Raw genomic sequence first — 19,423 nt, 5'->3', positions numbered from 1 at the left:
TAATAAAACCTTGTTCGCGTACCTATGAACGCAATAAAAGTTCGTACCGCCCGCGCCACGCGCTCCGGCACCTTCGCCGGCAAACCCGCCGGCAACGTCCCTGGCAAATCCGCCGGCAAATCCGGCCGCAAACCCGCCGGCGCGTCCGCCGTTGCAACCCCACCCGCCGCCCACACCTCGCTCGACCGCATCGACCGCGCGATCCTGCGGCAACTGCAAGTAGACGCGTCGATCTCGAACGTCGCGCTCGCGGCCCGCGTGAAGCTGAGCGCGCCGGCCTGTCTACGGCGAGTCGAACGGCTCAAGGAGTCGGGGCTGATCCGCGGTGTGGTCGCGCTGCTCGATCCGAAGGCGGCCGGCGCGGGGATGCTGGTGATCATCGGCGTGGTGCTTGATCGCTCGACGCCGGAATCGTTCGCCGAGTTCGAGAAGGCCGCGCAGAACGTCGCCGGCTGCATGGAGTGCCACGTCGTGACCGGCGAGTTCGACTACTTCATGACGATCCGCACGCGCGACAGCGACAGCTTCAACCGTCTGCACGCGGACCAGTTGCTGTATCTGCCGGGCGTGCGGCAGATCCGCTCGTTCATGGTGCTCAAGGAGATTCTGTCGACGACGAGATTTCCGCTGTAGAGCGGGCGCAGTCGGGAGAAAACGCGCATGCTGTCGGAAACCGGGCGGGAAACCGCGCACGCTCGAACGAGGAGAGGCGATATGGACATGCGCACAGCAACGCTTCACCGTCTGCTAGCCCTGGCAGCCGCGCTCGCATGGCTGCTCGCCTTCATGCAACCGGCTGCGGTAGCGGGCGAAACCGCGGTCGTCATCGCGCCGCCCGCGCTCGACGAACCCCTGTCCGCCAGCACCGCGCACTCGGAAACTGCGATCTTCGCGGGCGGCTGCTTCTGGGGCGTGCAAGGCGTGTTCCAGCACGTGCGCGGCGTCACCCAGGCGGTGTCCGGCTATGCCGGCGGCTCGCGCGATACCGCCGGCTACGAGATCGTCAGCGGCGGCGAGACCGGTCACGCGGAATCGGTGCAGGTCACGTTCGATCCGGCCAAGGTCACCTACGGTCAACTGTTGCAGGTCTATTTCTCGGTGATTCACGACCCGACCGAGCTGAACCGCCAGGGGCCCGACAGCGGCACGCAATATCGCTCGGCCCTGTTTCCGCTGACCGACGTCCAGCGGCGCGTCGCGCAAAGCTACATCGCGCAACTCGACCGCTCGCATGCGTTCGCGGCGCCGCTCGTCACGAAGATCGAGCCATATAAAGGCTTTTATCCGGCCGAGCCGTATCACCAGAACTACCTGACGCTGCATCCCGACTCGGCGTATATCGCGCTCAACGATCTGCCGAAAGTCGCCGGTCTGAAGCGCCTCTTTCCCAATCTGTATCGCGACAAACCGGTGCTGGTCGAAGCGGGGCGGTAGCACGGAAAAAGAGCGTCGAAAGTCGCGGCCGCGTCGCCGCTGCGACTTCCATTTCCGTGGCAGGCGCGCGCCTGCCCGCCGCAGCCGCCGGCCCGCCGTCATCGATCGTCGCGACTTGGCGTACTTCTTGCGACCGCACTCGCCCGTCGAACACACTTAAGCGTTACTGCAGCCCCGGCACTTGCTCGCAACCCGCGAACAGGCGCGCCTGGGCCGTGTGCGGGCGCGGGCCGCGTGGGGCCCGACGCGTTGCGCGGCGCGCGACGACGACTGAAAAAATTACATGCCGTCAGTAGCAGCGCGGCGATCGCTCGAGCTGTCTGGGTCCGCGCTGGACCCCCGGGCGCAAACATAACCTCTTCGCGACACGCGAAATCGGAGGCTTCAGGTGTTGATCAGCCGTACAAAGAAGCGGGGCGCGACGCCTCGCCATAAACAAACCGGCATCGCGACGGCTTCGCTGGTCGCCGCGACTCTTGGCGGCATCGTCTTCGTGCCGGGCGCGGCATACGCGCAGACGCCGTCGCCGCTCGGCGAGTGGCAGTACTCGGTGGGCATTCCGCTACAGAAGATGTATCAGCCGACCCTCCCTGACTGGCAGGTGCGGCTTGGCGCGGCCGCGTCGTTCCAGCCGCGCTTCGAAGGCTCGGACCGCTATCACGTGGTCGGCGGCCCGAGCGTCGACGTGCGCTACAAGGACCTGTTCTTTCTGTCGACCGGCGAAGGCTTCGGCGTGAACTTCGCGCAGGGCGAAAACTGGCGCATGAGTCTTGCAGCGGTCTACGACCTCGGCCGGCGCGCGCAGGACGACCCACAGGAGCTGAACGGGCTCGGCAACATCAACCCGGCGGCGGGCCTGAAGCTGTCCGGCGAGTACGTGATCTCGAAGAATTTTCCGCTGGTGCTGCGAGCCGACATCCGCCGCTATTTCGGCGGCTCGAATGGCTGGATCGGCGACCTCGGTGCATATATGCCGATGCCGGGCAGCTCGAAGACGTTCTTCTGGTTCGCCGGGCCGAACGTATCGTTCGCCGACTCGAAGTACATGAACAGCTGGTTCGGCGTCAATCAGGAGCAGGCCGCGCACTCGCAGTATTCGCAGTACCACGCGAGCGCCGGTGTCAAATCGGTCGGCTTCGGCGTCAGCGCGGTGTGGCTGTTCAGCAAGCACTGGTTCGCGACCGCCGACGGCGCGTTCGAACAACTGGTCGGCGGCGCGGGTAACAGCCCGATCGTGCGCACGCGCGCGACCGGTGTTGCCGACGTGTCGATCAACTATCGCTTCTGAGCCGCGCGCATTCACGCTGCACGCACGACGCACGACGCACGACGCACGGCGCGATCCGCGCCGCTTGCCGTTCGATCCGTCGTGTTGCCACGCATTTCGTCCCGGCCCGCGCGCGGGTACATGGTTTGCTGAACTGAACGTCACGCGCCCGCGCCTGTCGCGCCGGCGCGCCCGAACCCAGGAGTCCATCCTCATGGCAGGTAAACCGAATACCCAGAAGCCAGCCGCGCAGCCGGCCGGAGCGAAGCAGTCGAACGATGCGAAGTCGCAGGACCTCGAACGCAATCGCGTGAGCCCGCAGGGCGAGGCATTGCGCACCAACCAGGGCGTGAAGATCGCCGACAACCAGAACACGCTGCGCGCGGGCCCGCGCGGTCCGTCGCTGCTCGAAGACTTCATCATGCGTGAAAAGATCACGCACTTCGACCACGAGCGCATTCCCGAGCGGATCGTGCACGCGCGCGGCTCGGCCGCGCACGGCGTTTTCAAGGTGTACGAATCGATGCGCGAGTACACCAAGGCCGCGTTCCTGCAGGACCCGGCGCTCGAAACGCCGGTCTATGTGCGTTTCTCGACCGTGCAGGGCCCGCGCGGCTCGGCCGACACGGTGCGCGACGTGCGCGGCTTCGCGGTGAAGTTCTACACGCAGGAAGGCAATTACGATCTGGTCGGCAACAACATGCCGGTGTTCTTCATCCAGGACGCGATCAAGTTTCCCGACTTCGTGCATGCGGTGAAGATGGAAGCGCCGAACGAAATGCCGACCGGCGGCTCCGCGCACGACACCTTCTGGGATTTCGTGTCGCTGGTGCCCGAATCGGCGCACATGGTGCTATGGACGATGTCGGACCGCGCGATTCCGCGTAGCCTGCGCACGATGGAAGGCTTCGGTGTCCATACGTTCCGCTTCGTCAACGCGCAAGGCAAGGGCCGCTTCGTCAAGTTCCACTGGCGGCCGGTACTCGGCTCGTATTCGCTGTTGTGGGACGAGGCGCAAAAGCTCGCGGGCAAGGACCCGGATTTCCACCGGCGCGATCTGTGGGAGGCGATCGAGCGCGGCGACTATCCGGAGTTCGAACTGGGCGTGCAGCTGATCGACGAGGCGGACGAGCACAAGTTCGACTTCGATCTGCTCGATCCGACCAAACTGATTCCCGAGGAACTGGTACCGGTGAAGATCATCGGCAAGATGACGCTCAATCGCAATCCGGACAACTTCTTCGCGGAGACCGAACAGGTTGCGTTTCACCCGGGCCACGTGGTGCCCGGCATCGACTTCACCAACGACCCGCTGTTGCAGGGGCGTCTGTTCTCGTACACCGATACGCAGATCAGCCGGCTCGGCGGTCCGAACTTCCACGAGATTCCGATCAACCGGCCAGTCTGTCCGTCGGTCAACAATCAGCGCGACGCGATGCACCGGCAGACGATCCATGTCGGGCAGGCTTCTTATGAACCGAATTCGCTGAACGACGGCTGGCCGAAGGAAACCGACCCGGCCGAGGCCGATGGCGGTTTCGAAAGCTATCAGGAGCGCGTGGAAGGCAGCAAGATTCGCGTGCGCAGCGAGTCGTTCGCCGATCACTTCTCGCAGGCCGCGCTGTTCTACAACAGCATGTCGCAACCGGAGAAGGATCACATTGCGGCCGCCTATCAGTTCGAGCTCGGCAAGGTCACGAAGCCCGAGATTCGCGCGCGGGTGGTCAACGAAATTCTCGCCAACTTCGATGCGGGACTGGCCGCGCAGGTTGCCGAAGGTCTCGGCCTGCCGGCGCCGAAAAAAGGCGGCGCGAAACTGGTTGGACCGAAGAGTTCGCCAGCGCTCAGTCTGCTCAACCGCGTAAAGCCCGGCATCAAGACCCGCAAGATCGCGCTGCTCGCCGCGCCCGGTTCCGACGGCGCCGCGATCAAACAGCTGCAACAGGCCCTGAAGGGCGAAGGCGCGACGCCGATGCTGATCGCGCCGACGCTCGCCGAAATCGACGGGCTCGCGCCGGATGCGACGATCGCCGGGCTGCCGTCCGTGATGTTCGACGCGGTGATCGTGGTGGGCGGCGAGGCCGGCGCGAAGACGCTCGCGCAGTCCGGCGACGCGCGCCATTTCGTGCTGGAGGCGTTCAAGCATCTGAAGGCGATCGCGGCGCTCGGCGCGGGGCGCGACCTGCTCGGCGCCGCGCAGTTGCCGGCTCAGGCGGACGGCGTCGCGACCGGCGACGACCAGCAGTCGGCCGACGTGCTGAAGGCTTTCATCAAGACGGTCGAGCAGCATCGGGTGTGGTCGCGCGCGGCGCACGCGGAAGGGGTGCCGGCGTGACCTGAGGATGCCGAAGTAACACGGCCGTCACGCGCCGCACGCGCGGTGGTGCAAAAAGCCTGGCTGGTGCGAACCGGCCAGGTTTTTTTCTGCTCCGGGGTCCGCGCGGGGCGCTTTCGCGGGCCCCCGTCAACGCCTCGCCGAGCCGTACCCAGCAAGCCTGAGCGCGGTCCGACCGGTTTTCAAGATAAGCTTCGCCCTTGTATGATGACGGCGGTCGTATCGCGATGAAAACTACCGCACGCAAATTCCGAAAAATATTCCGCATCGACTCGACTCGCCATGCCGAAGACAGAAAAAATGACCGCCACGCCGGCCGTCGATCCGCTTCGTTTCCACCGCATCCTTCGTCGTAACCTCGCTCTGCCGCTCGGCGTCGGGCTCGTCACGATGGCGCTGTTCGTCGGGCTGGTCGCCTACCTCGTGTCGACGCTCAGTTGGGCCGAACACTCGGAGCGCGTGATCGGCAATGCCAACGAAATGCTGCGGCTCGCGGTGGAGCGCGAGTCGTCGCTGCGCGGCTTCCTGATCACCGCCGACGAAAGCTTCCTCACGCCTTATGAAAACGGCGGCCCGAAGTTCAACGCGCAACTGCAGGCGCTGCAGCAGATGGTGGCCGACAATCCGCCGCAAGTCGAACGGCTGAAACAGATTCAGGCGTTGCAGCAGCGCTGGCGCGCTTTCGCCGAAGAGATGATCGATGCGCGCCGGCGCAATCAGGACTACGAGACAGCGGTTGCGGCGGGGCGCGGCAAGGTCGAATTCGACGAAACGCGCCGCGAATTCAACAATTTTCTCGACGTCGAGTTGCGCCTGCGCGAGGAGCGCAGCGAGGCGACGCGCCGCGTGACGGCGACGCTGGTCGGCGCGTTCCTGCTGTTCAGCCTGATCGTCAGCGGCCTGCTCGCGTGGCGTGGGCGCCGCGAATTGCTGGGCCTGTCCGAGACTTACGACGCCGCGTTGCAGCAGCAGACCGAACAGACCGCCAGGCTGCAGCAACAGGTCTGGTTGCGCTCGGGTCAGCGCCTGCTGGCGGACAAGGTGGTCGGCCAGACCAGCCCGCAACTGGTGGGCCGCGCGCTGCTCGAATTCCTGGCCCAATATCTGGACGTGGTGGTTGCGGTGCTGTACGTGCGCGACCGCCAGCACGGCACGCTGCGCCGCATCGCGACCTACGGCTTCAGCCGCGACAGCGAGCAGCGCGCGCCGCTCAGCTTCGAGGAAGGCGAAACGCTGGTCGGCCAGGCGGCGCGTTCGCGCCGCACGCTGGTGCTGCGCGAGGTGCCGGAGAACTACGTACAGGTGGCGTCGGCGACCGGCAACGGCGCGCCGCGCAATCTGCTGATCGCGCCGCTCGACAACGACGGCCAGGTGAACGGCGTCGTCGAAATGGGCTTTCTGCGCGAGGTCACCGGGCGCGACGAAGAGCTGATCGAGCTGGTCCGCAACAGCATGGGCGACTTCGTCGAGGCGGCGCTGTATCGCGAACGTTTGCAGGATGCGCTCGCCGAGACCCAGCAGTTGAACGAGGAGTTGCAGGTCCAGCAGGAAGAATTGCGGGTCTCCAACGAAGGGCTCGAAGAGCGCGGCCGCGCGTTGCTCGATTCGCAGCGGCGTCTCGAAGCGCAGCAGGCCGAACTCGAACAAACCAACGTGCAGCTCGAGGAATACGCGCAACGGCTCGAACGGCAAAAGTCGGATCTGCTGCGCGCGCAGGACGATCTGGCGGCCAACGCGGAGCGCCTCGAACAGTCGAGCCGCTACAAGTCCGAGTTTCTCGCCAACATGTCGCACGAATTGCGCACCCCGCTGAACAGCTCGCTGATTCTCGCCAAGCTGTTGCAGCAAAATCGCAGCGGCAATCTGACCGACGAGCAGGTGCGCTACGCGGAGACGATCTACGCGTCCAACAGCGATCTGCTGGTGCTGATCAACGACATTCTGGATTTGTCGAAGGTCGAGGCCGGGCAGGTGACGATCGAGCCCGAAACCGTGTCGCTCGATGCGACGTTGCAGTCGCTCGACGAAATGTTCCGTCCGCTCGCGGCAAACCGCCATCTGCAACTGAGTTTCGACCGGCTGCCGGGCACGCCCGATACCTTCATTACCGACGGCCAGCGGCTCACGCAGATTTTGCGCAACCTGCTGTCGAACGCGCTGAAGTTCACCGAGCACGGCGAGGTCACGCTGGCGGTCGCGCCGGTCGACGGCGACGCGCTGCGCTTCGACGTGCGCGATTCCGGCATCGGCATTGCGGCGGACAAGCTGGAAATGATCTTCGAGGCGTTCCAGCAGGCCGATGGGTCGACCAGCCGCCAATACGGCGGCAGCGGTCTCGGGCTGTCGATTTCGCGCGAGTTCGCGACGCTGCTCGGCGGCCGGATCACGGTGGCGAGCGAGGTCGGCAAGGGCAGCGTGTTTACGCTGTGGCTGCCGCTCGACGTGAGCGCTGTGCTCGCCGCGCGGGACGGCCAGGCGGCGCACGGCCAGGCGGCGCACGGGCACGGCGCGGTACCGGCCGCGCAAGCGCCGTTGCTGCGCGCGCAAGAGGACAGCGCCGCTGCGGTCGCGGCTGCGCAGGCAACGAGCGCGGCGGGTGCCCCCGGCCTCCCGGGCACACTGAGTTCGCCCAGCCAGGGTTTGCCGGCCGGCCGGTCCGCGGCGACAACCGCACCGTCGCCCACACGCGGCCCCGCGCCCGCCGACCCACTCGAACCGCCGGCTGCGTCGATCCCCGACGACCGCGACCGGCGCACCCGTGCCGGCCGCCTGATCGTCACGATCGAAGACGATCTCGCGTTCGCGGAAATCCTGCGCGATCTGGTGCACGAGCTCGATTTCGACTTCGTACACGCGAGCAACGCGGCGAGCGGCCTTGCGCTGGTGCGCGACATGCGCCCCGCCGCGGTGTTGCTCGACGTCGGCCTGCCGGACCGCTCGGGCCTGACCGTGCTCGAATGGCTGAAGAACGATCCGCTCACGCGCCACATCCCGATTCACATCGTGTCGGCCACCGATCATGCGGACAAGGCGCTGCATCTGGGCGCGATCGGCTATACGCTGAAGCCGACCGCGCGCTCGACGATGGAAGCGGCGATCCGCCGCCTCGAAGCGCGCCTGCAACAACAGCTCAAACGCGTGCTGGTGATCGAGGACGACGCGCCGATGCGCGAAAGCATCGGCGCGCTGCTGCAAAGCGAGAACACCGAGATCGTCGCGGTCGCGACGCTCGCCGACGCGTTCAAACAACTGGCCGAGGTCAGCTTCGATTGCGTGGTCACCGACCTCGCGCTGCCCGACGGCACCGGCTACGACCTGCTCGAACGGCTCGCGGCGAATACCGCGCACGCGGCGCTGCCGGTGATCGTCTACACCGGCCGGATGCTGTCCGACGACGAAGAGCACCGGCTGCGCCGCTATTCGAAGTCGATCATCATCAAGGGCGCGAAATCGCCGGAGCGTCTGCTCGACGAGGTGACGCTGTTCCTGCATAGCGTCGAGTCGTCGCTGGCGCCCGAACAGCAGCGCATGCTGCGCACCGTGCGGCAGCGCGACAACGCGTTCGAGGGCCGCACGATCCTGCTCGCCGAGGACGACGTGCGCAATATCTTCGCGCTGTCGCATGTGCTGGAGCCGCTCGGCGCGAAACTGCTGATCGCGCGCAACGGCCGCGAGGCGCTCGACGAACTCGAAAACGGCCCCGAGGTGCATCTCGTGCTGATGGACATCATGATGCCGGAGATGGACGGCCTGACCGCGATGGGCGAGATTCGCCGCAATCCGCGCTTCGCGCATCTGCCGATCATCGCGCTGACCGCGAAGGCGATGGCCAACGACCGGGCGCGCTGCCTCGAAGCGGGCGCCGACGACTACGTGTCCAAGCCGATCGACGTCGACAAGCTGGTCGCGCTGTGCCGCGTGTGGCTGCGCCAACGCTGATACGGAAACGGAACCCGCGATGAACCCGTCCGCCTTCGATGCGCCGCCGCGCATGAGCGACTTCGATATCGAATTGAAGCTGCTGCTCGACGCGATTTATCTGAAGTATCAGCACGACTTTCGCCGCTACGCGATGTCGTCGCTGCGCCGCCGCCTGAGCCAGGCGCTCGACGAATTCGGACTCCAGACGCTGTCGCAGTTGCAGGACGCGATCATGCGCGACGGCGAGCAGTTCTCGCGGCTGTTCCAGTACCTGACCGTGCAGGTCAGCGAGATGTTTCGCGATCCTGCGTATTTCCTCGCGTTGCGCGAACACGTGCTGCCGCGGCTGCGCACCTATCCGTCGATCAAGGTGTGGGTCGCCGGCTGCAGCACCGGCGAGGAACTGTGGTCGCTGAAGATCCTGTTCGACGAAGAGGGGCTCACCGAGCGCACGCTGTTCTACGCGACCGACATCAATCCGGATGCGCTCGCGCGCGCCGAGTCGGGAATCTACTCGCTCGACCGGATTCAGGGCTTCACGCAGAATTATCTGGCGGCCGGCGGCACCCGGTCGCTGTCGGACTACTATCACGCCGCGTACGGCGGCGCGCGCTTCGCCGGCTCGCTGAAGGAGCGCGTGGTGTTCGCCGATCACAGCCTCGCGACCGACGAAGTGTTTCTCGAAGCGCACCTGGTGTCGTGCCGCAACGTGCTGATCTATTTCGATCGCGGCTTGCAGGATCGCGCGCTGGGGCTGTTCGAAAACGCGCTGGTGCGGCGCGGTTTTCTCGGGCTGGGCAGCAAGGAAAGTCTGCGCTTTTCGCGTCATTACGAAGCGTTCGACGAGTTCCGCGCGCCCGAACGCATCTATCAGAAACGCTAGCGAGGTCGCGATGCCACGCTCGATCGTTCAACCGCCGGACCCGCCGGCTCATACGCCGGCCACCGATACCGACGCGCCCCCAGCCGCGCCGCGCACCTACGACCTCGTCGTGATCGGCGCGTCGGCGGGCGGCATCGAAGCGCTCGGCGTGCTGCTGCTCGCGTTGCCCGCGCGGTTCTCGCCGGCCGTGATGATCGTCATGCATCTGCCGGCCGAGTCGCCGAGCTACCTCGTGCCCGCGCTCGCGCATCGCTGCGCGTTGCCGGTGCTCGAACCCGATGCCGGCGAGTCGATCCTGCCGGGCCGCGTGCACGTCGCGCCGCCCGGTTATCACATGCTGGTCGAAGTGGACCGCACGGTCGCGCTGTCGACCGATGCGGCGGTGCGCTTCTCGCGCCCGTCGATCGACGTGCTGTTCGAGTCGGCCGCCCCGGTGTACCGCGAGCGCCTGCTCGCGATCCTGCTGTCGGGCGCCAACGACGACGGCGCGGCCGGCCTCGAACGCGTGCGCGCGCACGGCGGCACCGCGTGGGTGCAGACGCCGGAGAGCGCCGGCGCGCCGGAAATGCCGCGCGCGGCGATCGTGCGCGGCGCGGCCGACGCTGTCTACAATCCCGAAACCCTGGCGCGCCGGCTTGCCGCGCTGCCGCTTTCTTTCTGATTCGATGCCATGTCGAACTCACCTGTGAACATCCTGATCGTCGACGACATCGTCCACAACATCACCGCGCTCGAAGCGCTGCTCAGGCGCCCCGACGTCGCCGTGCTGGTCGCCGACTCCGGCACCGCCGCGCTCGACCTGCTGCTCAAGCACGAAGTCGCGCTGGCGATCCTCGACGTCAACATGCCCGGCATGAACGGCTTCGAGCTGGCGGCGCTGATGCGCGGCAGCCCGCGCACCTCGCACGTGCCGATCATCTTCCTGACCGCGACCGCGCAGGACGCGTCGCGCACGTTCCGCGGCTACGAGGCGGGCGCGGTCGACTTCCTGTACAAGCCGTTCGATCCGCGCATCCTGCAATCGAAGGTCGACGTGTTCGTGCAGCTCGAACAGCACAAGCGCCAGCTCGCCGCGCAACTGGTGACCACGCGCCAGATGCTCGAAGCGAACGAGATGCTGATGGCGGTGCTCAGCCACGATCTGCGCACGCCGCTCGGCGCGGTGCTGGCGTCGGCCGAATATCTGATGCGCACCGCCGCCGACGAGCAGGCCGCGAGCGTCGCCGCGCGCGTGAAGAACAGCTCGTTGCGGATGGCGCGGATGGTCGATCAACTGCTGAACCTCGCGCGTTTGCAGGGCGGGCGTCTGCCGTTGCAGCCGCGCTCGATCGAACTGGCGACGCTGTGCCGTTCGGTAATCGACGAATTCGCGTCGCAAAAGAGCGGCAAGCGCATCGTGTTCGACTGCTCGGGCGATACCGCCGGCGCGTGGGATACCGACCTCGTCTGGCAGGCGGTGTCGAACCTCGTCAACAATGCGCTGCATCACGGCGCGCCGGACGGCGATATTCGCGTCGAGGTCGACGGCACCGCGGACGATGTGGTGCGGCTGAAGGTGGCCAATCGCGGCGTGATTCCGGCCGAGGTGTTTCCGCATCTGTTCAAGGCGTTCGGCGCGAACGGCAACGGCGCGCGTTCGCGCGAAGGGCTCGGGCTTGGTCTGCATATCGTGCAGGAGATCGCGCGCATGCATGGCGGCGAGGTTGGCGTCGAGTCGAGCGAGCCGGTGGGGACGGTGTTTACGATCGAGCTGCCGCGCGCGGTGGCGTTGCAGCGAGGCTCGTTTACCCGGAGGTAGACGGCAGGGCGGCGGGACCCGCGGGCCGCTGTGCTACGCTTGCCGGCACCCAAATCACGCAGCCGCAACCGCTTCCCATCATGCGTTCCTGGCGCCTCGCTTCACCGCCGCGCAGCGGCCCGATCAGCACCGCGCGCGCAACCGGTCTCGTCGCCGCGATCGCGCAGCCGGAGCCCGACGAGCTCGCCGCGAGCATTCTGCGCACGGTTGGCGACGCGCTGCCGGTGTCGCAATGCACGGTGTTCGCCTACGAATTCGACGCGCGGCCGCGCACCGTGTCGGCGGCGGACCATCGCGGCGGGCGCTTTCTGCGCGAGGTCGCCGAACGCTATGCCGCGCATTTCTACGCGCTCGACGGCAACCGCGCGATCATCGACGCGAGCGGCCCGGGCGGCAAAAACCGTCGCCCGCCGTCGCGCGATGCGCTGGTGCTGCATCAGCAGCGCGGCGACGAAATCGAACACGAAGCGTATCGCGCGGCCTGCTACGCGCAGCCGAACGTCTCGGACCGGCTGTCGTTGCTGGTTCAGCCGCTGGACAGCGTCTGGCTGTCGGTCAATCTGTATCGTGACCGCGCGCACGGCGTGTTCGCGGCGGGCGAACTGGAGTACCTCGAAAGCGTCGCGCCGTTGTTCGCGCACGCGGCGACAGCGCATTACGCGCTGAACGGCCAGCATCAGCAAGGGCCGGGCGCGGCGATGCTCGCGCGGCTTCGCCGTCTCTGCCCGGCGTTGACGCCGCGCGAACTCGACGTGCTGCGCGGCACGCTCGAAGGCGCGAGCGCCGCCGGGATCGCCGAGGGCATGGGCGTCAAGGCGACGAGCGTGGTGACCTATCAGAAGCGCGCGTATGCGCGGCTCGGCATCTCGAACCAGCGGCAACTGTTTGCGCTGTGCATGCGGGCGTAGCCGTGATGGCGTGAACTCCGTGCGCGCTTCGTAGCAGGCCTCAAGCCCGCTTGCCGCGCGCCAGCCCCCGCATCTCCCGATCCCAGCGTTTGAGCCACGGCATCACGAAGTCCGCGAAGCCGCTGGCGGACGGCGACAGCGCGCGCTCGGTCGAGCGATACACGCAGACTTCGCGAATCGTTTCCGGATCGACGATGCGCCGCATCACCAGCCCGAACGTGCGCGCGAGCGGCGCGACATAGGCCGGCGCGAGCGTGACCGCGAGCCCCTGCGCGGCGAGGCCGAACGCGGTGGTGACGTTATCGACCACGTCGACCGGCACGATGCGCGCCTCCGGCGGCAGATTCGCGCGCATCTGATCGACCGCGCGTTCGTGATCGCGGCCGGTCGCGACGATCGGCACGTCGCGCAGGTGCTGCCACTGCACCCGGCGTCGCGCGGCCAGCGGATGCGCGGCAGCGCACCACATCACCCACGGGCTCGCGAACGCCGTCTCGGCGCGCACGTGCGAGCCGCTTTGCCGGTCCGGCCCGATCGCCAGATCGATGTCGCCGCTCTCGACCCGTTCCACCAGTTGCTCGACTCCGGTATCGAAGATCCGCACGACGACCTTCGGTTTGTCGCGCGCATAGTCGGCGATCGCGGCCGGCAGCGCGGTCGCCGCGATCACCAGCGGCGCGCCGACCCGCACGATGCCGGACGCGCGGTTGCGGATATCGTCGGCGGATTGGGCGGCCGCGCGCACGTGGCGCAGCACCGATTCGGCCGACGCCAGAAAATCCTGCCCTGCGCTGGACAGCGCGACGCGCCGCGTGGTGCGGTCGAACAGCCGGAAGCCGAGTTCGGTTTCGAGTTCGGCCAGCAACTGGCTGACCGCCGAGGACGTCAATCCGAGCCGCTGCGCGGCCGCGCCGATGCTATGCAGATCGACGATCGCGAGAAACGCTTCGTACTGGCGAATGGTGACGCGGGTAAGAGCCATGCGGGCGATTCTAAAGAAAAACTTACGAATCGTGAAAAATCGATTGATTGTGCGCGGCGCTCTCAGCGACGACACTCGTACCGATCGACGCAGCGCGGCAAACCCGCTTAGACTTCTGGTTTGCCCCGCCGTGCGCCGCGGGCGCGCTTGCACCGGTATTTGCGGGTGTTGCCGCGCCGCGCGGCTAGCCGCATAACCGGCCTTCGAGGCCGTCTTCAAGGACCCGTGATGTTCGACCATATTCCCGCCTATCCGGGCGACCCGATCCTGAGCCTGAACGAAGACTTCCAGCTGGACCCCCGGCCGAACAAGGTCAACCTGAGCATCGGCATCTATTTCGACGACGCTGGCAAGCTGCCGGTGATCGACGCGGTGCGCCGCGCCGAAACCGCGCTGCTCGAATCGATCGGCCCGCGCTCGTATCTGCCGATGGCCGGCCTGCCGCTGTATCGCGACACCGCCCAGGCGTTGGTGTTCGGCGCGAACAACCCGGCGCGCGCGGCCGGCCGCATCGCGACGCTGCAAACGCTCGGCGGCTCCGGCGCGCTGAAGGTCGGCGCCGATTTCCTGAAGCGCTATTTCCCGGGCTCGCAGATGTGGATCAGCGATCCGAGCTGGGAAAACCATCGCGTGGTGTTCGAAGCCGCCGGCCTGACCGTCAACCCCTATCCGTACTACGACGCGCAAACCGGCGGGCTGCGTTTCGCCGGGATGCTCGCCGCGCTCGACACGCTGCCGGAGCAGAGCGTCGTGCTGCTGCACGCGTGCTGCCATAACCCGACCGGCGTCGATCTGAGCGCCGCGCAATGGCAGGAACTGGTGCCGGTCCTGCAACGCCGCAAGCTGATCGCGTTCGTCGACATGGCGTACCAGGGTTTCGGCGCGGGCCTCGAAGAAGACGCCGCGTGCGTGCGTCTGCTCGCCGACGCGAACGTGCCGCTGATCGTCGCGAATTCGTTCTCGAAGAATTTCTCGCTGTACGGCGAACGGGTCGGCGCGCTCAGCGTGGTCTGCAACAGCGCGGACGAAGCGGCGCGCGTCGCCGGTCAGCTGATGGCGGCGGTGCGCGCGAACTACAGCAATCCGCCCACGCACGGCGCGCGCCTCGTCGCCAACGTGCTCGCCGATCCGGCGCTGCACGCATCGTGGGAAGCCGAACTCGGCGCGATGCGCGAGCGCATCCTGAAGATGCGTCAGACGATTTACGCGGGCCTCGAAGGGCGCGTCGATGAAGTGATGCGCACCCGTTACGTCGCGCAGCGCGGCATGTTCACCTACACCGGTCTGAGTGAGAGCCAGGTCGAACGGCTGCGCAACGAATACGCGGTGTATGTGCTGCGCTCGGGCCGGATGTGCGTGGCCGGTCTGAACGAACGCAACGCGGAGTACGTCGCGGCGTCGATCGCGGCGGTGGTGGCCGGCGCCGCCTGACCCGCGCCGCTCAGCCACCCGCGCCACCCGCGCCACCCGCGCCGGCTCAGCGCCGGTTCGCTCCGGCTCTGCGCGGGCGGCGCGGCGGCGATCCCCCGCCTGACCGCAACGACAATCATGGAGACGACACGATGAGCACCACCCTCGACGCACAACCGGCGAGCGTGCCGCCGGCGGCCGGCATGCATCCGGACGAATGGCAGGCGCGCGTGCAACTGGCCGCCGCTTACCGGATCTTCGATCTGCTCGGCTGGACCGAGATGATCTACAACCACATCACGTTGCGCGTGCCGGCGAGCGTCAGCGGCAACCAGCGTCACTTCCTGATCAACCCGTTCGGGCTGCATTACAGCGAAGTCACCGCGAGCAATCTGGTGAAGATCGATGCGCGCGGGCGGGTGCTCGACGGCTCGCCGTATCCGGTGAATCCGGCCGGCTTCGTCGTGCATGCGGCGATCCACGAGGGCCTGGCCGACGCGCACTGCGTGATGCACACGCATACCACGGCCGGCGTCGCGGTCGCCTGTCTCGAAGACGGTTTGCAGCAGACCAATTTCTACAGCGCGCAGTTGCATGACCGGATCGCGTATCACGACTTCGAGGGCATCACGATTCACGCGGAAGAGGGGCCCCGGCTGCTTGCCCATATCGGCGACAAACAGGCGGTGATTCTGCGCAATCACGGGCTGCTCGCATGGGGGCACACGCTCGCGCAGACCTTTGCGATTCTGTGGACGCTCAACCGCGCGTGCGAAATCCAGCTGGCGACTTTCTCGATGGGCCGCGCGCGGCCGGTGCCGGAAGAGGTCGCGATCCGCTGCTCGCGCGACTCGCTGCAGTTCGACCCGCGCCACGGCGCCGGCCAGGACGTGTTCGACGCGCTGGTGCGACGGGTCGACCGGATCGACGCCAGCTACCGGCAATGATTGACTAGAATTGAGCGAACCAACCGCCGCGGGGCGCACGCGGCAACCAGCAAGGACAAGCAATGAAAGTAGCGATCTACGGCGCCGGCGCGATCGGCGGCTGGATGGGAGTGAAGCTCGCGCAGGCCGGGCACGAGGTCGGCGTGGTCGCGCGCGGCGCGACGCTCGACGCGGTGCGCCAGCACGGATTGCGGCTGATCGAAGGCGGGGTGATCTACGCGGAGCAGGTCAAGGCAAGCGACAAGCCCGCCGAGCTCGGCGCGCAGGATCTCGTCGTGGTCGCGGTGAAGGGCCCAGCGATGGCGTCGGTGGCCGCGCGGATCGCGCCGCTGATCGGACCGCAGTCGAGCGTGCTGACCGCGATGAACGGCGTGCCGTGGTGGTTCTGCGACGGCCTCGCCGGCGAGTTCGCCGGCCGGCGGCTCAAGACGATCGACCCGGACGGCGCGATCGTCGCCGCGATTCCGACCGCGCAAACGGTCGGCTGCGTCGTGCATGCGAGCTGCCTGATCGACGCGCCCGGCGTGATCCGTCATCACCAGGGCAATGGCCTGATTGTCGGCGAGGCGTCGGGCCGGCCGAGCGAACGGGTCGAGCGGCTTGCCGCGCTGCTGCAGGCGGCCGGTTTCAACGCGACGATGGCCGCGCAGATCCAGCGCGACGTCTGGTACAAGCTGTGGGGCAACATGACAATGAATCCGGTCAGCGCGCTCACCGGCGCGACGACCGACAGGATTCTCGGCGACCCGCTCGTGCGCGGCTTCGTCACGCACATCATGCTGGAGGCGCAGGAAATCGGCGCACGCTTCGGCATCCCGATCGATCAGGCGCCCGACGATCGTCACGCGGTCACGCTGAAGCTCGGCGCGATGAAGACGTCGATGCTGCAGGACGTGCAGGCCGGCAAGCCGGTCGAACTCGACGCGCTGGTCGGCGCGGTGCGCGAGCTGGGGCAGTTGACCGGCGTCGCGACGCCTTATACCGATGCATTGCTCGGGCTCGCGCGGCTGCAGGCGAGCACGTTGGGCTTGTATCCGAAGCTGTAATGCCCGGATAAAACGAACGCCGCCCGCCGCCCGCTCGTGCGCATGGGAATTCAGATCGGGATTCAGATCGCAATTCAGATCGGAAACCGGAACGTCGCGGCGACATCGGTGCCGGCCGGCAGGTCGTTGCGCCGCAACGCGACCACTTTCGCGCCCGCTGCCAGCGCGCGCCGCGTGACTTCGCCGACGAGGCTGTACGCAAGCGCCGGTCCCCCCGTCCCATAGTCGACCGCGCCGGTCTGCTCGTCGAGCGTGCCTTTGAGATCGCTGTCGATATTGATGTACAGCGTTTCGATCGCGCCTTGTGTCGCGCCACGCGCGACTTCCTCCAGCATGTCGCTCGCGCGGCGGTTGTGCAGACGCCCCTGATAGTGCTCCTGATGAGCGGCGACCACGCTCTGATAATGGATGTCCAGAAGCTTGCGCGCTTCGGCGGCGATCTCGCCGAGCGACAGACGATCGGGGCTATGCGAGATGATCTGCGGCAGCAGGTTCTGCGCGCGGCAGAGGTTGTGAAAAATCGACGCGATCGGCTGCGCGGCCATCACGATCACCGGCACGTCGCCGTGCTGGAACAGCGGCGCCAGCGCCGCATCGACACGCCGCGCATATTTGGTCAGATTGAATTTGTGCAGATCGCCGCTATTGAGCGAACTGTCGTTGCGATCGTTCAGGCGCAGTTCGCTGGCCATGTCGGTCGGCTGGTCCGGCACGCGAATTTCCTCGGGCGGCAGATCGGCGAAAATTTGCACCACTCGCAAACTGTTCTCGGAGATCGCGATTACGTACGCGGAGTGATCGAACGTGGTCGCGCGCAACAGCGGTTTGATATTGAAACGGTCCGACGCCTCGACTTCGGATTCCAGCCGGTTCGCGAGCCTGAACGTGTGAATCTCGTCCGGCGTGGCCAGCACCGCGAGCGAGTTGGCCTGATAGCGCCAGAAGACTTCGTTTTCCTGAACTTCGGCGAGCAGCTCGTGCAATTGCCACAGGCGGCGTTTGTCCAGGCCGCGCGCTGCGAGCCGGCTCAGCGCGTCGCGCATCAGATTGGCAAATTCGATCCGGCTTCCGGCGGTTTCGCTCGTGACCGGCGTGGTAGCCAGATAGAGCGACACGCATGCGTCCGACTTGATCCCGAAGAGTCTGGCGATGTCTCGCGGACCCGGTATGTCGACATGGAACATCTCGGTTTCCTCCAACCGGTTAGAGAGACCGCGCCGGGGGCGCCGGAGCGAACGGGCGCCATCACGCTAACCGCAGCGGGTTCAGCGATGCCGGCCAGGCATCCTTGCGAAGATAGCAGCTAATCCGGCGCGCGAGGTTCGAACTACGGAACATCGGTTCGCATGTGACACGCGCATGAATCGCGGCGTGCCGATGCGCGGATTTCCCGCACGTGGAACGAATCGTGCGGCGGAACACGACTGACACGACTGACACGACGCCGGCGCCGCAGCTTTATGAAATATCTCGCCCGGATTGCCGCGCTGGCGGGCCTCGCCATCGCGGTCTGGCTCGTCTGGCACTCCGATGCGCGCGCGGTGCTCGCTCTGCTGCGCACGGCCGGCGCCGGCCTCGTGCTGGCCGGCGTTGCGCACGTGCTGCCGATGCTCGCCAATGCGCGCAACTGGCAACTGCTGATCCGCGGGCCGGTACGGCCGAACCTGTTCGCGATGTTCCGCCTCGTCTGGATCCGCGAGTCGATCAACGGGCTGTTGCCGGTCGCGCGCGTCGGCGGCGAAGTCGTGACGTTCCGGATGATGCGCAAGTGGGGCATCCGGGCGGCCCCGGCGATCTCGAGTCTGGTCGTCGATATCCAGTTGACGCTGATCAGCCAGATGCTGTTCGCGCTCGCGGCGATCGGCTATCTGATCGCGCACGCCGGTTCCAGCGCGTGGCACCTCGCGGCCAGGCTCGGCGGCGGCATCGCGGTGCTGTCGGTGCTGCTGGCGGGGTTTCTGCTGGTGCAGCGCGCGAGCCCGTTCGCACGCGTGAGCAAACTGTTCAATCGGATGACCAGCGGCAAATTCCGTTCTCTGGTCGGCGAGTCGGTGCGTATCGACCGGTCGATCAGCGAGCTGTGGCATCAGCCCGGCGTGATCGTCCGTTACCTCGCGATCTGGCAATCGCTGCAATGTGTGGCGACCGCGCTCGAGTTGTGGCTGGCGCTGCATTTTCTCGGCAATCAGGCCAGTTTTCTGCAGGCGGTAGTACTCGAATCGCTGATCCAGGCGCTCAGCAGCGTTGCGTTTTTCGTGCCCGGCGCGCTCGGCATTCAGGAGGGCGGTTTTCTGCTGATCGGCACGGGGCTGGGCCTCGATCCGCAGACCTGTCTCGCGCTCGCGGGCGCGCGCCGCTTTCGTGACATCATCGTTTTTTTGCCGGGATTGCTCGCGTGGCAGGCGGCGGAGTGGCGCGACAAGTGGCGCGACAAGCGGTGCGACAAGCGTCGCGGGGCAGAGGATCTGGTGGCGGATGAGGACGGGGCGTGA

15 protein-coding genes are annotated in these 19,423 nt (G+C 66.7%); 13 read left to right on the top strand and 2 right to left on the bottom strand.

Features of this window, described 5'->3' with window-relative positions:
- Positions 1-24: 24 nt before the first annotated feature.
- The 9 genes from LJ656_RS22000 (at position 25) to LJ656_RS21960 (ending at position 12,546) form a co-directional block, all read left to right on the top strand.
- Positions 25-633, top strand: coding sequence for an Lrp/AsnC family transcriptional regulator (locus LJ656_RS22000; RefSeq protein ID WP_230511497.1), 609 nt, complete (start codon positions 25-27; stop codon positions 631-633).
- Positions 634-714: 81 nt separating this feature from the next.
- Positions 715-1,434, top strand: coding sequence for a peptide-methionine (S)-S-oxide reductase MsrA (gene msrA / locus LJ656_RS21995; protein WP_425605986.1), 720 nt, complete (start codon positions 715-717; stop codon positions 1,432-1,434).
- Between the two features lie 388 nt (positions 1,435-1,822).
- Positions 1,823-2,722 (top strand): MipA/OmpV family protein, encoded by a 900-nt coding sequence (locus LJ656_RS21990; protein ID WP_425605985.1) that lies wholly within the window; start codon positions 1,823-1,825, stop codon positions 2,720-2,722.
- A gap of 193 nt (positions 2,723-2,915) precedes the next feature.
- Positions 2,916-5,036: a catalase HPII gene (gene katE / locus LJ656_RS21985; protein ID WP_230511494.1), complete on the top strand. Its 2,121-nt coding sequence runs from the start codon at positions 2,916-2,918 to the stop codon at positions 5,034-5,036.
- A gap of 300 nt (positions 5,037-5,336) precedes the next feature.
- A complete protein-coding gene (locus LJ656_RS21980) occupies positions 5,337-8,975 on the top strand; it encodes a response regulator (protein ID WP_230511721.1) in 3,639 nt (1,212 codons plus the stop codon).
- Positions 8,976-8,994: 19 nt separating this feature from the next.
- Positions 8,995-9,840 carry a CheR family methyltransferase gene (locus LJ656_RS21975; RefSeq protein ID WP_230511493.1) on the top strand — a complete coding sequence of 282 codons (846 nt, stop codon included), beginning with the start codon at positions 8,995-8,997 and terminating at the stop codon, positions 9,838-9,840.
- A 10-nt stretch (positions 9,841-9,850) separates the two neighbouring features.
- Positions 9,851-10,501, top strand: coding sequence for a chemotaxis protein CheB (locus LJ656_RS21970; protein ID WP_230511492.1), 651 nt, complete (start codon positions 9,851-9,853; stop codon positions 10,499-10,501).
- A gap of 9 nt (positions 10,502-10,510) precedes the next feature.
- Positions 10,511-11,638, top strand: coding sequence for a hybrid sensor histidine kinase/response regulator (locus LJ656_RS21965; protein WP_230511491.1), 1,128 nt, complete (start codon positions 10,511-10,513; stop codon positions 11,636-11,638).
- Between the two features lie 80 nt (positions 11,639-11,718).
- Positions 11,719-12,546 carry a helix-turn-helix transcriptional regulator gene (locus LJ656_RS21960; protein ID WP_230511490.1) on the top strand — a complete coding sequence of 276 codons (828 nt, stop codon included), beginning with the start codon at positions 11,719-11,721 and terminating at the stop codon, positions 12,544-12,546.
- A 40-nt stretch (positions 12,547-12,586) separates the two neighbouring features.
- Here the strand turns inward: LJ656_RS21960 and LJ656_RS21955 are convergent, their stop codons facing one another.
- Positions 12,587-13,528, bottom strand: coding sequence for a LysR family transcriptional regulator (locus LJ656_RS21955; protein ID WP_230511489.1), 942 nt, complete (start codon positions 13,526-13,528; stop codon positions 12,587-12,589).
- Between the two features lie 228 nt (positions 13,529-13,756).
- Between LJ656_RS21955 and LJ656_RS21950 the strand changes: the two genes are divergently transcribed.
- The 3 genes from LJ656_RS21950 (at position 13,757) to LJ656_RS21940 (ending at position 16,931) form a co-directional block, all read left to right on the top strand.
- Positions 13,757-14,959 (top strand): amino acid aminotransferase, encoded by a 1,203-nt coding sequence (locus tag LJ656_RS21950; protein WP_230511488.1) that lies wholly within the window; start codon positions 13,757-13,759, stop codon positions 14,957-14,959.
- A 131-nt stretch (positions 14,960-15,090) separates the two neighbouring features.
- Positions 15,091-15,885: a class II aldolase/adducin family protein gene (locus tag LJ656_RS21945; RefSeq protein ID WP_230511486.1), complete on the top strand. Its 795-nt coding sequence runs from the start codon at positions 15,091-15,093 to the stop codon at positions 15,883-15,885.
- A 62-nt stretch (positions 15,886-15,947) separates the two neighbouring features.
- A complete protein-coding gene (locus tag LJ656_RS21940) occupies positions 15,948-16,931 on the top strand; it encodes a 2-dehydropantoate 2-reductase (protein ID WP_230511485.1) in 984 nt (327 codons plus the stop codon).
- Between the two features lie 74 nt (positions 16,932-17,005).
- On the opposite strand, the gene LJ656_RS21935 is transcribed toward LJ656_RS21940, so the two are convergent.
- Positions 17,006-18,115, bottom strand: coding sequence for a baeRF11 domain-containing protein (locus tag LJ656_RS21935; RefSeq protein ID WP_230511483.1), 1,110 nt, complete (start codon positions 18,113-18,115; stop codon positions 17,006-17,008).
- A 276-nt stretch (positions 18,116-18,391) separates the two neighbouring features.
- On the opposite strand from LJ656_RS21935, the gene LJ656_RS21930 reads away from it, so the two are divergent.
- Positions 18,392-19,423: a lysylphosphatidylglycerol synthase domain-containing protein gene (locus tag LJ656_RS21930; RefSeq protein ID WP_230511481.1), complete on the top strand. Its 1,032-nt coding sequence runs from the start codon at positions 18,392-18,394 to the stop codon at positions 19,421-19,423.

Source organism: Paraburkholderia sejongensis, from assembly GCF_020880815.1.
Lineage (GTDB): Bacteria > Pseudomonadota > Gammaproteobacteria > Burkholderiales > Burkholderiaceae > Paraburkholderia > Paraburkholderia sejongensis.
Note: the sequence above shows the minus strand (reverse complement) of the source record. Positions and strands in the feature narration are given on the sequence as shown.

Excerpts from the sequence above, each read along its gene's own strand:
- LJ656_RS22000 (WP_230511497.1), top strand. The coding sequence starts at position 25 with ATGAACGCAATAAAAGTTCGTACCGCCCGCGCCACGCGCTCCGGCACC.
- msrA (WP_425605986.1), top strand. The coding sequence starts at position 715 with ATGGACATGCGCACAGCAACGCTTCACCGTCTGCTAGCCCTGGCAGCC.
- katE (WP_230511494.1), top strand. The coding sequence starts at position 2,916 with ATGGCAGGTAAACCGAATACCCAGAAGCCAGCCGCGCAGCCGGCCGGA.
- LJ656_RS21980 (WP_230511721.1), top strand. The coding sequence starts at position 5,337 with ATGACCGCCACGCCGGCCGTCGATCCGCTTCGTTTCCACCGCATCCTT.
- LJ656_RS21975 (WP_230511493.1), top strand. The coding sequence starts at position 8,995 with ATGAACCCGTCCGCCTTCGATGCGCCGCCGCGCATGAGCGACTTCGAT.
- LJ656_RS21970 (WP_230511492.1), top strand. The coding sequence starts at position 9,851 with ATGCCACGCTCGATCGTTCAACCGCCGGACCCGCCGGCTCATACGCCG.
- LJ656_RS21965 (WP_230511491.1), top strand. The coding sequence starts at position 10,511 with ATGTCGAACTCACCTGTGAACATCCTGATCGTCGACGACATCGTCCAC.
- LJ656_RS21960 (WP_230511490.1), top strand. The coding sequence starts at position 11,719 with ATGCGTTCCTGGCGCCTCGCTTCACCGCCGCGCAGCGGCCCGATCAGC.
- LJ656_RS21955 (WP_230511489.1), bottom strand. The coding sequence starts at position 13,528 with ATGGCTCTTACCCGCGTCACCATTCGCCAGTACGAAGCGTTTCTCGCG.
- LJ656_RS21950 (WP_230511488.1), top strand. The coding sequence starts at position 13,757 with ATGTTCGACCATATTCCCGCCTATCCGGGCGACCCGATCCTGAGCCTG.
- LJ656_RS21945 (WP_230511486.1), top strand. The coding sequence starts at position 15,091 with ATGAGCACCACCCTCGACGCACAACCGGCGAGCGTGCCGCCGGCGGCC.
- LJ656_RS21940 (WP_230511485.1), top strand. The coding sequence starts at position 15,948 with ATGAAAGTAGCGATCTACGGCGCCGGCGCGATCGGCGGCTGGATGGGA.
- LJ656_RS21935 (WP_230511483.1), bottom strand. The coding sequence starts at position 18,115 with ATGTTCCATGTCGACATACCGGGTCCGCGAGACATCGCCAGACTCTTC.
- LJ656_RS21930 (WP_230511481.1), top strand. The coding sequence starts at position 18,392 with ATGAAATATCTCGCCCGGATTGCCGCGCTGGCGGGCCTCGCCATCGCG.